This window comes from Mesorhizobium sp. B2-4-18 (assembly GCF_006441385.1).
GTDB lineage: Bacteria > Pseudomonadota > Alphaproteobacteria > Rhizobiales > Rhizobiaceae > Mesorhizobium > Mesorhizobium australicum.
In genome coordinates this window covers 1-13056 of the sequence record NZ_VFUW01000008.1, presented here as the reverse complement: position 1 = coordinate 13056, position 13056 = coordinate 1, and the positions used below count along the sequence as shown (strand labels likewise).

Below are 13056 nucleotides of genomic sequence, written 5' to 3'. Positions count from 1 at the left end.
GACGGGATGTTTGAATGCCTCTGAAAGCGGAACTGCACTGCCACATCGAAGGGGCAGCGACGCCCGATCTCGTCATCCGCCAAGCGCAGAAATACGGCAAGGACACCTCGCCTTATATCCAGAACGGTTGTTTCGTCTGGCACGATTTCACCTCCTTTCTCGCGGCCTATGACTTCTCCGCCGACCTGTTCCGGACCGAGGAGGATTATGCGCGGCTGGCCGACCACTATCTGACCAGCCTGGCCCGCGATGGCGCCATCTACTCCGAGGTGTTCACCTCGCCCGACCACGCGACGAAAGCCGGGCTGTCACCCAAGGCCTACACCGATGCGCTCGGCGAAGGCATGCTGCGCGCCAAGGCAAAGACCGGCATCGAGGGCCGCATGATCGTCACCGGCGTGCGCCATGTCGGTGTCGAGTCGATCGAGCGCGCGGCACGCTTCGCGGCGCGTTGCGGCCATCCGCTGGTTACCGGGTTCGGCGTCGCCGGCGATGAGCGCATGGGCGAGATGGAGGACTATGTCAGGGCTTTCGAGATCGCGCGCGAGGCCGGGCTCGGCATCACCGTCCATGCCGGCGAACTGACGGGCTGGGAAACCGTCCAGGCGGCACTCGACCATATCCGCCCGTCGCGCATCGGCCATGGCGTGCGCGCCATCGAAAACCCCGACCTTGTCCGGCGCATCGCCGACGAGGGTGTCGTGCTGGAATGCTGCCCCGGCTCCAATATCGCGCTCAAGGTGTTCGACAGTTTCGCCGACCATCCCTTTCCCGCCCTGCAGGCGGCCGGCTGCAAGGTGACGCTCAACTCCGACGACCCGCCCTATTTCTGGACCTCGCTGAAGCGCGAATACGATATCGCCGCCGAACATTTCTCGATGAGCGAAAAGGCGCTTGCCGCCGTCACCAGGACCGCCATCGAAGCCGCCTTCGTCGACAGGAAGACCAAGACAGCGCTTCTTGGTCGGTTGGACGCGAAAGTTCGGTGAACAGTGAGTAGTCAGTAGTCGGTAGTGACGGTGCACGCATCGAGCGGTTGAAGGCCGGCGCTTTCACTGACGCAGGGACTCGCAAATCGGCTCACTATTCACTACTCACTGTTCACCACTCACTATTCCGTCGGAGCACATCATGAAGGGCGTCACCGTCGTCGATCATCCGCTTGTCCAGCACAAGCTGACCATCATGCGCAAGAAGGAGACCTCGACGGCCGGCTTCCGGCGGTTGCTGCGTGAGATATCGCTGCTGCTCGGCTATGAGGTAACCCGCAATCTCGAACTAACGACGACAACGATCGAAACGCCTATGGAGACGATGGAGGCTCCGACGCTGGAGGGCAAGAAGCTGGTCTTCGCCTCGGTGCTGCGCGCCGGCAACGGCCTGCTCGAAGGTTTGCTCGACCTGGTGCCGGCGGCCCGCGTCGCCCATGTCGGCCTCTACCGCGATCATGAAACGCTGGAGGCCGTCGAGTATTTCTTCAAGGCGCCGAGCGACCTCGCCGACCGGCTGGTCATCGTCGTCGACCCGATGCTGGCGACAGCCAATTCGGCGATCGCGGCGATCGACAAGTTGAAAGAGCGCGGCGCCACCAACATCCGCTTCCTGTGTCTGCTGGCGGCGCCCGAAGGCATCGAGCGCTTTACCAAGGCGCATCCGGATGTTCCGGTCTTCACCGCGTCCATCGACCGCCAGCTCAACGAGAAGGGCTACATCATGCCCGGCCTTGGCGATGCCGGCGACCGCATGTACGGTACGAAGTAATACCGAGCAATGTCCTTGGTATTTTTTACCAGGCGTTTACGCAAAGACGTGGTTCCGGCGCGCGTTAAAGCGGCAAACACCATCCGGCGCTAATGATCAGCTCTTCACAAAGGCCGATCCATGCTGCGCAAGCTTCTCATTCTCAGCGTCTTTGCCGGTGCGTCGGCATCGATCCCGGTCGTCTACCAGTCGAATCCGCGAATATTCGAAAACTTGCTGAAATCGGCGGTAACGGCCAAGCCAGCGGGCGAGGCGCAACCGGACGTCAGCCTGGCTTCCGTTCCCGACAAGCCGGTAGCGCCGCTGCCGACCGGCCGGAAGGTCGTGGTCGCGGCGGACGGGCGCGGACACTTCTCGTCGACCTTCAAGCTCAACGGCTGTCAAGTCGACGGCATGATCGACACCGGTGCGACGCTGGTCGCGGTCAACATGTCGACGGCACGCCGGATCGGACTGTCGCTCAATCCCTCCGATTTCAGCCACGAGGTCAGCACCGCCAACGGCACCATCAAGGCAGCCGTGGTAACGATTGATCGCCTGCAGATCGGCAGCATCAGCGTCGAAGGTGTGCAGGCGATCGTGCTCGACGACAGGGCACTGCGCACCAACCTGATCGGCATGAGCTTTCTCAACAGGCTCGGCAAATACCAGGCCGAAAACGGCACATTGCTGCTGGTTCAGTAGGTCCACTCAGCCACGCGGCAGAATCCGCCGGATGACCGACTTGTCGGCGGCCGGCTTCGAAGCACCGATCGCATAGGCTGAAAGCACGGTCGCGGCCGCCGTCTCGGCATCGGACGGTGAGCGGGCGTGGATCAGAGCCAGCGCATCTCCGGCGCGTACTTCCGCGCCTATGGGCAGCAGCCTGGTGATGCCGACCGAGGGGTCGATCCTGTCGTCGGGCCGGGTGCGCCCGCCGCCCAGGCCGACGACCGCGAGACCGATGTCGCGGGTGGCGATGCCAGTGACGAAACCCTCCGACGTCGCCTTCACCGCGATTTCCGTTGCTGCTTCCGACAGATATTTCTCTGGCTTCTCGATGAAATCGGCGGGGCCGCCAAGCACCGTCACCATGCGCGCGAAGGTGGCGGCTGCGCGGCCGCTGGCGAGTGTCTCGGTGGCGCGTCGCATGCCGTCCTGGTTCGACGACACCAGTCCCGCCGACTGCAGCATTTCGGCTGCCAGCGCCAGCGTCACGTCCTCCAGCCGCCGGTCGCGCAGGCGGCCGGTCAGGAAATCGACGGCATTGCGCACCTCGACGGCATTGCCGGCGGCGGAGGCAAGCGGTTCGTTCATGCCGGTGATCAGTGCCGAGACTTTCAGTCCGGCGCCGCTGGCGACTTCGACGAGGCTGTTGGCAAGCGCGGTCGCATCCCGGGATTTCTCCATGAAGGCGCCATTGCCGACCTTGACGTCGAGCACCAGCGATTGCAGGCCCGCCGCGAGCTTCTTCGACAGGATCGATGCGGTGATCAGCGGCACGGACTCCACGGTTCCGGTCACGTCGCGGATGGCGTAGAGCCGGCGATCGGCAGGTGCCAGGTCGGCGGTCTGGCCGATGATGGCGCAGCCGGTTTCCAGCACGGCTTTGCGGAACAGCGTGATGTCGGGTTGGCTGATATAGCCGGGAATGGCATCCATCTTGTCCAGCGTGCCGCCGGTATGGCCGAGGCCACGGCCCGAGATCATCGGCACATAGGCACCGCAGGCGGCAACGATCGGCGCCAGCATCAGCGAGACATTGTCGCCGACACCGCCCGTGGAATGCTTGTCGGTGACAGGGCCTGGCAAATCCGACCAGTCGAGCACGTCGCCGGAATCGCGCATGGCCAGCGTCATCGCCACCGCCTCGTCGCGGTTCATGCCGTTGAAGAACACCGCCATGGCGAAGGCCGCGACCTGGCCGTCGGCAACGGTACCAGACGTCACGCCATCGATGAAGGCGGCGATCTCGTGAGGCGCCAGCCTGTGGCCGTCGCGCTTGTGACGGATGATTTCCTGTGGAAGCATCAGCTCTCCAGCAGCCCGTCACGGAACACGCGCTGCAGCACCGTTGCCAGCCGCGATCCGCCAACCGGCGCCATGTCCTTGGTTTCCTGGTGCGAAAGCTCGGCTCCGGTCATGCCGGCGGCCAGGTTGGTGATGACCGAACAGGCGGCGACGCGCAGGCCGAGGAAACGCGCGAGAATGACTTCCGGCACGGTCGACATGCCGACGGCGTTGGCGCCCATGATGCGCGCCATGCGGATTTCGGCCGGCGTCTCGAAGCAGGGGCCCGAGAACCACATGTAGACGCCCTTGTGAAGCGCAGTGCCGGTCGCCTTCGCCGCGCCTTCGATCGCGTCGCGAATGCCGGCATCATAAGCTTCGGTGAGGCCGACGAAACGGCGGTCGCTGGGCTCGCCGATCAGCGGGTTGGTGCCGGAGAAGTTGATATGATCGGTGAGCAGCATCACCGAACCCGGCGGCATATCCGGATCGACCGAGCCGGCCGCGTTGGTGAGGATCAGTTTCGTGATGCCGATGCCGGCGAGCACTTCCAGTACCGGACGCATCGCCGCGGCATTCCCATGCTCATAGTAGTGGGCGCGGCCGGACAGCATGAGCACCGGAACGCCGGCAAACAGCCCGGCGACCACTTGGCCGGCGTGGCCGCTGACACCGCTCCTGGGAAAGCCGGGCAGGTCGGCATAGGAGACGCGGATCGGATTCTCGATCCGGTCGACCAAGCCGCCCAGACCCGAACCCAGCACAAGCGCGGTCGACGGCGCCAGGCCGTCCAGCCTTTCGATAAGGTGGTCGACCGTTTTTTGCGTCATATCAGCCAGCTCTTCATTTCAGAATGTCGCCGCGGAAGCCGTAGGGCAGCATGTCGCCCATGGTCACGGTTTCGGCCACGCCGGTGTTGTCGCAGAGATAGAGCTTCGTTTCCGGGCGGCAGAATTCGGCCAGTCGCTGGCGGCAGCCGCCGCAAGGCGAGCATTTGGCCATGCGTTCGGCAAGGACGGCGATTTCAACGATCTTGCCGCCGCCGCCCATGATATAATGGCCAAGCGCGGTGGTCTCGGCGCACCAGCCTTCCGGATAGGAGGCGACCTCGATGTTGGCGCCGGTGAAGACGCGTCCGTCCTCGGTGCGTATGGCGGCACCCACCGGGAACTTGGAATAGGGCGCATAAGCCTTGGCCATGGCGGCCTTGGCCGCTTCGAACAGATCATGCGACATTCAGGTGTTCTCTCCGATGATCGTGTCCAAAACCCGGCGCTTCGTCTGCGCCGAACTGTCGACCTTTAGCGTTCCTTGACATAGGGCACGCCGCCGGCGCGCGGCGGGATGGCCTTGCCGATGAAGCCGGCAAGCAGGATGACGGTGAGGATATAGGGCAGGGCCTGCATGAACTGCACCGACACCTTGCCGACAATGGGCAGCGGCGTTCCCTGCAGGCGGATCGACGCCGCGTCGAGGAAGCCGAACAGCAGACAGGCGAACATGGCGTTGACCGGCTTCCATTTGGCGAAGATCAGCGCGGCCAGCGCGATGTAGCCCTTGCCCGCGGTCATGTCCTTCACGAAGCCGCCATTCTGCACCATCGAAAGATAGGCGCCTGCAAATCCGGTCAGGATGCCCGTGCAGATCAGCGCGCGATAGCGCAGCCAGGCGACCGAGATGCCGGCGGTGTCGACCGCGGCCGGATTCTCGCCGACCGCGCGCAGCCTGAGGCCAAAACGCGTGCGAAACAGCACCCACCAGGTGAACGGCACCATCGCAAAGGCGAAATAGACGAGGATCGAATGGCCGGAGATCAGTTCGGCATAGATCGGACCGATGATCGGCACGCCCCTGATTGCATCGGCGCCGGGCCAGATGATCGCCTCGAATCGTTCGCCCGGTTGCAGCGCCGGCGTGCGGCCACCCTGCTGGAACCATGCCTGGCCGAGAATGATGGTCGATCCGGCGGCGACGAAGTTGATCGCAACGCCCGAAACGATCTGGTTGCCGCGATGGGTGATCGAGGCAAAGCCGTGCACCAAAGCGAAGGCGACAGAGATCAGGATCGCCATGCCGAGACCGATAAGCGCCGAATGGAACACGGAAGCCGCGGCAGCACCCGCGAAGGCGCCGACCAGCATCTTGCCTTCGAGGCCGATGTCGAAAATGCCGGCCCGCTCCGAATAGAGGCCGGCGAGGCAGGCAAGCAGCAGCGGCACCGACAGGCGGATGGTAGAGTCCAGCACCTGGATGATCGCGTTGAAGATATCCATCTCAGGCGCCTTTCCCGTTGACAGCCTGCATGCCCACCGATTTCGGGCTGAACGAGGCGAACAGAGCCTGGATATAGGGCCTGAACATATGCTCCAGCGCGCCGGCGAAGAGGATGACCAATCCTTGAATGATGACGATCATGTCGCGGCTGATTGCCGGCATCTCGAAGGCGAGTTCGGCGCCGCCCTGGTAAAGCATGCCGAACAGGATCGCCGCCAGCACGATGCCGACCGGATGCAGGCGGCCCATCAGCGCCACGGCGACACCGACGAAACCGGCGCCAGAAACGAAGTCGATCGCGACATTGTGCTGGTCGCCCATCACCGGGTTGAGCGCCATCATGCCGGCCAGCGCGCCCGAGATCATCATCGCAGTGATGATGATGCGGGTTTCCGAAATGCCGGCATAGCGGGCCGCTTTCGGGCTGTGGCCATAGGTGCGCATCTCATAGCCGAGCTTGGTACGCCAGATCAGCAGCCAGACCAGGAAAGCCATCACCAGCGCCAGCAGGAAGCAGATGTTGAGCGGGGCCGAGCGGATCTTGGCGCCGAACAATTCGATGATCCAGTTCAGTTTCGGCAGCTCCGCACCGGCGAGGAAGTTGCGCGTCTGCGGCGCCTGCGACCCTGCCGGCTTCAGCGGACCGACCAGCAGGTAGACCATGATCGAGGCGGCGATGAAGTTGAACATGATTGTCGTGATGACGATGTGCGAGCCGCGCTTGGCCTGCAGGTAGGCGGGGATCAACGCCCACAATGCGCCCACGAGCGCCGAAGCGACGATGGCCAGCGGAAAAGTCAGCCACCAGGGCAGAGTGCTGTCGAAGGAAAGGCAAACGATGGCGATGCCGAGGCCGGCGATGTAGGCCTGTCCCTCGGTGCCGATGTTGAACAGGCCGCAATGCGCCGCCACGGCCACAGAAAGCCCGGTGAATATGAAGGTCGTGGCGTAGAAGAGGGTGAAGGCGATGCCGGTGCCCTTGCCAAAGGCGCCTTCGACCAGGATGACGGCGGCACGGAAGGGGTTTTCGCCGACCAGCATGACGACGAAGCCAGCGACGATGAAGGCGACCGACAGGTTGATCAGCGGGATCAGCCCGTAGTCGGCCCAGGCCGGCAATTTGGCGTAAGGCGTGCTCATTGCGCCGCCTCCCGATGCTCGACGCCGGCCATCAGCAGGCCAAGCTCGCCTTCGGTCGCGTCGGGGCCGCGCTCGCCGACGACCCGGCCGGCAAACATCACCAGGATGCGGTCGGAGAGCGAGCGGATCTCGTCTAGCTCGACCGAGACCACCAGCACCGCCTTGCCCTGATCGCGCATGGCGATCAGGCGCTTGTGGATGAACTCGATGGCGCCGACGTCGACGCCCCGCGTCGGCTGGCCGACGATCAGCACGCCGGGGTCCTGTTCGATTTCACGCGCGAGCACGATCTTCTGCTGGTTGCCGCCGGAAAAATTGGCCGTCTTCAGGCGCGGATTGCCGGGACGAATGTCGTATTTCTCGATCTTGCCCCTGGCATCGGCCATGATGGCATCGATGTTGAGAAACGGTCCTCTGAGGTAACGGGGATCGTCGTGGTAGCCGAGGATGGAATTCTCGTTCTCCTCGAAGGCCAGCACCAGCCCGACATGGTGACGGTCTTCTGGCACGTGGGCGAGGCCACGATCGCGCAATTCGCCGGGATCGGCCTTGCCGGTGAGATCGATCGGCTTGCCGTCGAGCGTCACGGAGCCGGAAACGGCGTGCCTGATGCCGGAAATCGCCTCAAGCAACTCGGATTGCCCGTTGCCGGCAACGCCAGCGATGCCGACGATCTCGCCGGCTCTGATATCGAAGGAGACGTCGTCGACCATGGTGACGCCACGGGAATCCCTGACCGTCAGGTTCTTGACCGCGAGCTTGACGGCACCGGCTTCGGCCTCGCCCTTTTCGACCCTCAAGAGGACACGCCGCCCGACCATCAGTTCGGCCAGTTCCTCGACAGTGGTTTTCCTGGTCTCCCGGGTCGCCACCATCGTGCCCTGACGCATCACCGACACGGTGTCGGTGATGGCCATGATCTCGCGCAGTTTGTGGGTGATCAGCACCACCGTCTTTCCCTGTTCCTTCAACTGCCTGAGGATGCGGAACAGGTGGTCGGCCTCGGCCGGCGTCAAAACGCCTGTCGGCTCGTCGAGGATCAGGATTTCGGCGCCGCGATAAAGCGCCTTCAGGATTTCCACGCGTTGCTGCAGGCCGACCGGCAGTTCTTCGATAATCGCATCGGGATCGACTTCCAGCCCGTATTCGCGCTCCAGCCGGTCAAGCTCGGAGCGCGCCTTGGCGATGCTGCTCTTCAGAAGCGCATCGGTTTCGGCGCCGAGGATGATGTTCTCCAACACCGAGAAATTGTCGACCAGCATGAAATGCTGGTGCACCATGCCGATGCCGAGCGCGATCGCGTCGTTGGGTGTCTTGATCGATGCCGGCTTGCCGCCGACGCGGATCTCGCCGCTGTCGGCCTGGTAGAAACCGTAGAGGATCGACATCAGCGTCGACTTGCCGGCGCCGTTCTCGCCGACGATGCCGTGGATGGTGCCGCGCGCGATCTCCAGATTGATGTCGCGGTTGGCGCGCACCGCGCCGAAACTCTTGTTGATGCCGATCAGTTCGATTGCGGCTTGCGCCATGCAGCCTGTCCCACTCTTATTTTTTTATCGCTTGGTCAAAACGCCTAGCATGGCGCTCCGCCCATGCCAATTGTCCGGAGCAGCATCCACTCTCGACAAATCCCCGCGCGCTTGTCAATTTCGAACGTGGCCGAAGCTCTCACATTCGCTACTATGGCGAGGTCGATTTGACGTTGCGGCGCAAGGTGTCGCGGTACAAACTGGGGACTTTGCATGATCATGCCCGCCGACCGGCTGACGACGCTGGAAATCCGCGCCGCCGAGCAGGAGAAGACCATAGAGGAACTGTCGGGCCAGATCGCCGAGCAGTGGAAGGTGATCGACCGCATGCAGCGCAAGCTCGATGCGCTGACCGACCGCTTCCTGGCGCTTGAAGAGCAGGCGGCACCGGATGTGCCGGTGACCAAGCCGCCACACTGGTAAGGAGAGGGGGAAGGCACGGATCATGGCCGGTGAGAGCGATCGTATCGCAAGGGCCGGCGACTATGTGCTGGGCCTGATGAACGATGCCGAGCGCGAGCGCGCCGAGCGCGATCTCGAGATCGACCCTGCGTTCCGCGACGCGGTGGTGCAGCTGGCCGAGCGCATGCATGTCTTCGATCGCGCCGAAAAACCAGCCGGCGTCAATCATTGGGAACTGGTTACGCAGCGCCTCGCCGAATTGCCGCAGATGCGAGGCGTTGGCCTGGGCGGCAACGATGCCAAGTCGCCGACAGTGATCCGAAGCCTGTCCCGACAGCCGTACGGCGTTGGCGTGCATACGCTCGGCGGTAGGCGTGGACTTGTCGTCATGGCCGGGCTGATTGCGGCCTTCGCGCTCGGCTATCTCCTGGGCACATTGTGATCGAGCCGACGCGACATCAGCATCATCGTTTCGCCGTCCTGCTCGCACAGCTCGATCGCGTCCCAGCCCAGCGCCACGTAGAACTCGCGCGCTTGCCAAGTGTAGAGGTAGAGCGTCTCGACGCCGGCTGACGCTGCATGCGCTTCGATCGCCTTGACCAGCGCGGTGCCGGTTCCCTTGCCTCGATGGCCGGCATCGACGACAAGCCCGGCCAGCCACGGTGTCAGATCATGCGCCGGTTCCAGTTCGTGGCGGACCAGCAGGCAGGTGCCTATCGGCACATCGTTCACACGGGCAACCAGAGCCTTTTCGAGGCCGTTGCTGGTCAGCAGGTTGCGAAGCCCTGCCGCATCCTCTTCCAGCGTCCTTCCCGTGCCCCCGAAAAAAGCGGCAATCCGCAGTCGCGCGACACTTCGATATCATGCCCGCGCATGGGTTCGATCGCTGGCTGCATTCCTCGCTCCATGCCATTTGCGAGCTTCGTTCGATCGGCAAAAGCAAAACCGCCGGGCTTTCGCCCAGCGGTTGCAGATCATGGCCGTACGCTGCCGCCGATCAATAGGGGCAGGCGTTGTCGGCTGTGTAGTCGTGCACCTTGACCGTGCCGGCGATGATGTCGGCCTTGGCTTTTTCGACGGCCGCCTTCATTTCGTCGGTCACCAGTGCCTTGTTGTTGTCGTCCATGGCGTAGTCGACGCCGCCTTCCTTGAGGCCGAGATTCTCGACGCCACCCTTGAAGGTGCCGTTCTTGCCATCCATGAAGGCGGTGTAGACGGCAACGTCGACGCGCTTCAGCATCGAGGTCAGCACCTTGCCGGGCTGCAGGCCGTTCTGGTTGGAATCGACGCCGATGCCGAGCTTGCCGGCATCGGCCGCCGCCTGCAGCACACCGACGCCGGTGCCGCCGGCGGCCGCGTAAACCACGTCGGCGCCCTGGTCGATCTGCGTCTTGGCGATCTCGCCACCCTTGGCCGGATCGTTCCACGCCGCCGGCGTATCGCCAGTCATGTTCTGGATGACGTCGGTCGCGCCAGCGGACTTGGCGCCGCCGACATAGCCGCATTCGAACTTGCGGATCAGCGGGATGTCCATGCCGCCGACGAAGGCAACCTTCTTCGACTTCGACGCCATCGCGGCCATGATGCCGACGAGATAGGAGCCTTCATTCTCCTTGAACACCAGCGAGCGGACATTGGGCAGGTCGACCGCATCGTCGATGATAGCGAAGTTGAGGTCCGGGTATTCGGCCGCGACCTTCTTCAGTGCATCCTCCCAGGCAAAGCCGGCCATGACGATCGGGTTGTGGCCGTCCTCGGCGAAGCGGCGCAGCGCCTGCTCGCGCTGCGAGGCATTGGACACTTCGAACTCGACATAGGCGACGCCGGTCTCGGTCTTGAATTTTTCGGCGCCATGGTAGGCAGCCTCATTGAAGGATTTGTCGAACTTGCCGCCGAGGTCATAGAGGATGGCCGGCTGGACATCCGCGGCGAAAGCCGGAAGAACCATTGCGGTTGCGGCCAGGAGGCCGAGAACGATACGTTTCATGTGATCCACACCCTGTCGGTTATTTTTTCCGTTATACACCGCTTGCCTGCCCGGTTCTCCGGCAAGCAAACGACGTTAGCCAGGAGTGTATTGCCCTCCCGCTCCCGGGCAATCTGGCACGGCCCGAAACAAAATTCACGCGGAATTTTGACCTTTTGGAAAAGCGTGCCACGGGCAAGCCACGCCGCGATCCGATCTTGCGCGCAGCTTTCAGCAGCCGGCCGGAACGGTGCGGGAGATGGGTTCAGTTCGCGGCGAACTGTCCCGTGCGCCGCTGCCGCCGATAGCCGATGGCGTACAGCAGCAAGGCCAGCACCGCGAAGACGGCAAAGCCCGGCTGGTTGAGCACCCAGGCGATGACTGTGTCCCACAGCAGCGGACTGGCCTTGGCGCGGACGAAGGTTTCGAAGGCGGCCCGCGTGTCCGGCGAGACGGCCAGCCAACTGGCGTTGAGCGGGGTCAGCACAAGGGCCGAAGCCGCCACCGTGCGCGTCGTGTCGAGCACCGCCATAATGACGGAAACCGATAGCGCGACCATGGCCGCAAGACGAAAGACGAAGCGAAACATCAAGGCTCTCCCCCGGTTCCCCCTGGACGCTGACCAGAAGACCGCCGGTACATGTCCGAAACAGAAATAGAATGCGTGCGGTTCAGCTGCAATCGCGATACGCGAATTTAAGGCCCGCGCTTTTCTGGGCCCTATGCGACCGGCTCGCGCCTGGGGCGGTGAACGAGCCAGACGGCAAGAATGCCTCCGGCAATGGCGCCGACCACCAGCCCGGCCAATCCGATGAAGGCGGCAAAGTAGCCGCAGCCGCCCTCGAAGCAACTGACCTCGGCGACATCGGCGATCACCGAGCCAGCCAGGAAGCCGCCAACCGCGCCAATGATCGCGCCCAGGACGATGCCGAGCAAGGCAGCCACGATGGAAACGAAGACCGACGGCGCTTCGATCCGCGACCTGGCATAGACGCCCTCGGCGCCGGACCCACGGCGCAGCAGATAGATGCAGAGCAGGCCGATGGCGATTTCGACGCCGCCGATAAGCAGGCTCCTGGCGGAAAAGACGAAATCGGGCACGGCGAGCACATAGGCCTGCCTCGCCAGCACCCAGGCGATGGTCGCCACCTGCCAGATGATGAACTGGCGCGGGAAGCGCGCCGAGCGGCCAAAAGCAAGGCCGAGCAAATAAAGCCCCCACAGGATGGTGATGATGTCGACGGCAAGCCCGCCAAGGAGGAAATAGAAAATCCTGTCCGGCAGGCCGGAATTGCCGGTCAGCCACCAGGCGGAGGCCAGGCCGTAGACCGACCACGCCATGACGAAGATGAGCCAGCCCACCGGCACGTAGGACAGCCCGCTGTCCGGGCGCCCGATTGGCGCCTGCCCCGGCATCCCGCCGCCCGGTTGTTCACTGCCTGATGTCATGCCCGGACGATGCCCCCCGCAAAGCCTCCGTTTCACTCGACAGGTGGCCCGCGACGAAGTCAAGCGCGGCCGGCCTTGCCGGCTCGCCTGTGCACATCATTTGGGGCGTCGGCACCTTGAAACGGATGACGCCGCGCCCTCGCGAAGCGCTGTGTGGCCGGCAAAGCGAATAGACTGTCGTTATGGCTTGGCATTCGGCGCGGGATCGACTAGATGAGCCCCGCGCCTGTTGCTTTGACGGCTCAGGTGCCGGGGAGAGGTGTCCGCTGGTTGGCGGCACCCATAGCGCGGAAATCGCTACTCCTCCCTGAAGGGACTGCATTGTCCCCAACCCGCGCGGCGAAACCGGCCGTCGCGAAAAATGCAAGGACGGAGAGGTGGCCGAGTGGTTGAAGGCGCACGCCTGGAAAGTGTGTTTACGGGAGACCGTAACGCGGGTTCGAATCCCGCTCTCTCCGCCAGTTTCCCTTGGTCCGTTCCGGACACATAGGTTACGGTTTATACCGGAGACATGGGTAACACTTTTGGCCCGAAGGGGTTTTGGAG

At 63.5% G+C, this 13056-nt stretch carries 15 protein-coding genes and 1 tRNA gene; 6 read left to right on the top strand and 10 right to left on the bottom strand.

Going from position 1 to position 13056, the window contains the following annotated elements; all coding sequences use genetic code 11:
- Positions 1-14 precede the first annotated feature (14 nt).
- From FJ527_RS19360 to FJ527_RS19350, 3 genes are all read left to right on the top strand, one after another.
- Positions 15-989, top strand: coding sequence for an adenosine deaminase (locus tag FJ527_RS19360; RefSeq protein ID WP_140823872.1), 975 nt, complete (start codon positions 15-17; stop codon positions 987-989).
- A 142-nt stretch (positions 990-1131) separates the two neighbouring features.
- Entirely contained in the window at positions 1132-1761 is a 630-nt protein-coding gene (gene upp, locus FJ527_RS19355) for a uracil phosphoribosyltransferase (protein WP_015315749.1), read from the top strand.
- Between the two features lie 120 nt (positions 1762-1881).
- Positions 1882-2445, top strand: a complete 564-nt coding sequence (locus FJ527_RS19350; protein ID WP_140823871.1) for a TIGR02281 family clan AA aspartic protease — start codon at positions 1882-1884, stop codon at positions 2443-2445.
- A 6-nt stretch (positions 2446-2451) separates the two neighbouring features.
- On the opposite strand, the gene deoA is transcribed toward FJ527_RS19350, so the two are convergent.
- From deoA to FJ527_RS19320, 6 genes are all read right to left on the bottom strand, one after another.
- Complete coding sequence (deoA, locus tag FJ527_RS19345; RefSeq protein WP_140823870.1) at positions 2452-3771, bottom strand: thymidine phosphorylase; 1320 nt, start codon at positions 3769-3771, stop codon at positions 2452-2454.
- Entirely contained in the window at positions 3771-4580 is an 810-nt protein-coding gene (locus FJ527_RS19340; RefSeq protein ID WP_140713251.1) for a purine-nucleoside phosphorylase, read from the bottom strand. The genes deoA and FJ527_RS19340 overlap by 1 nt, the downstream gene beginning before the upstream one ends.
- Before the next feature lie 13 nt (positions 4581-4593).
- Positions 4594-4986, bottom strand: coding sequence for a cytidine deaminase (gene cdd, locus FJ527_RS19335; RefSeq protein WP_015315753.1), 393 nt, complete (start codon positions 4984-4986; stop codon positions 4594-4596).
- A 65-nt stretch (positions 4987-5051) separates the two neighbouring features.
- Positions 5052-6023 carry an ABC transporter permease gene (locus tag FJ527_RS19330; protein WP_015315754.1) on the bottom strand — a complete coding sequence of 324 codons (972 nt, stop codon included), beginning with the start codon at positions 6021-6023 and terminating at the stop codon, positions 5052-5054.
- A gap of 1 nt (position 6024) precedes the next feature.
- A complete protein-coding gene (locus FJ527_RS19325) occupies positions 6025-7164 on the bottom strand; it encodes an ABC transporter permease (RefSeq protein WP_140823869.1) in 1140 nt (379 codons plus the stop codon).
- Complete coding sequence (locus tag FJ527_RS19320) at positions 7161-8693, bottom strand: ABC transporter ATP-binding protein (RefSeq protein ID WP_140823868.1); 1533 nt, start codon at positions 8691-8693, stop codon at positions 7161-7163. Before FJ527_RS19320 ends, FJ527_RS19325 begins: the two co-directional genes overlap by 4 nt.
- Before the next feature lie 216 nt (positions 8694-8909).
- On the opposite strand from FJ527_RS19320, the gene FJ527_RS19315 reads away from it, so the two are divergent.
- Both FJ527_RS19315 and FJ527_RS19310 read left to right on the top strand, forming a co-directional pair.
- Positions 8910-9116, top strand: coding sequence for a SlyX family protein (locus tag FJ527_RS19315; protein ID WP_181166420.1), 207 nt, complete (start codon positions 8910-8912; stop codon positions 9114-9116).
- 22 nt (positions 9117-9138) lie between these two features.
- Entirely contained in the window at positions 9139-9537 is a 399-nt protein-coding gene (locus tag FJ527_RS19310; RefSeq protein ID WP_140823867.1) for a hypothetical protein, read from the top strand.
- On the opposite strand, the gene FJ527_RS19305 is transcribed toward FJ527_RS19310, so the two are convergent.
- From FJ527_RS19305 to FJ527_RS19290, 4 genes are all read right to left on the bottom strand, one after another.
- Positions 9516-9827, bottom strand: a complete 312-nt coding sequence (locus FJ527_RS19305) for a GNAT family N-acetyltransferase (protein ID WP_246677742.1) — start codon at positions 9825-9827, stop codon at positions 9516-9518. The genes FJ527_RS19310 and FJ527_RS19305 overlap by 22 nt on opposite strands.
- A gap of 265 nt (positions 9828-10092) precedes the next feature.
- Positions 10093-11082 carry a BMP family ABC transporter substrate-binding protein gene (locus FJ527_RS19300; RefSeq protein ID WP_015315759.1) on the bottom strand — a complete coding sequence of 330 codons (990 nt, stop codon included), beginning with the start codon at positions 11080-11082 and terminating at the stop codon, positions 10093-10095.
- 244 nt (positions 11083-11326) lie between these two features.
- On the bottom strand, positions 11327-11650 hold the full coding sequence (locus FJ527_RS19295; protein WP_140661735.1) for a hypothetical protein: 324 nt from the start codon (positions 11648-11650) through the stop codon (positions 11327-11329).
- Positions 11651-11781: 131 nt separating this feature from the next.
- A complete protein-coding gene (locus FJ527_RS19290) occupies positions 11782-12510 on the bottom strand; it encodes a DUF2569 domain-containing protein (protein WP_224622286.1) in 729 nt (242 codons plus the stop codon).
- Positions 12511-12881: 371 nt separating this feature from the next.
- Between FJ527_RS19290 and FJ527_RS19285 the strand changes: the two genes are divergently transcribed.
- A tRNA-Ser gene (locus tag FJ527_RS19285) sits at positions 12882-12971 on the top strand.
- Positions 12972-13056 lie beyond the last annotated feature (85 nt).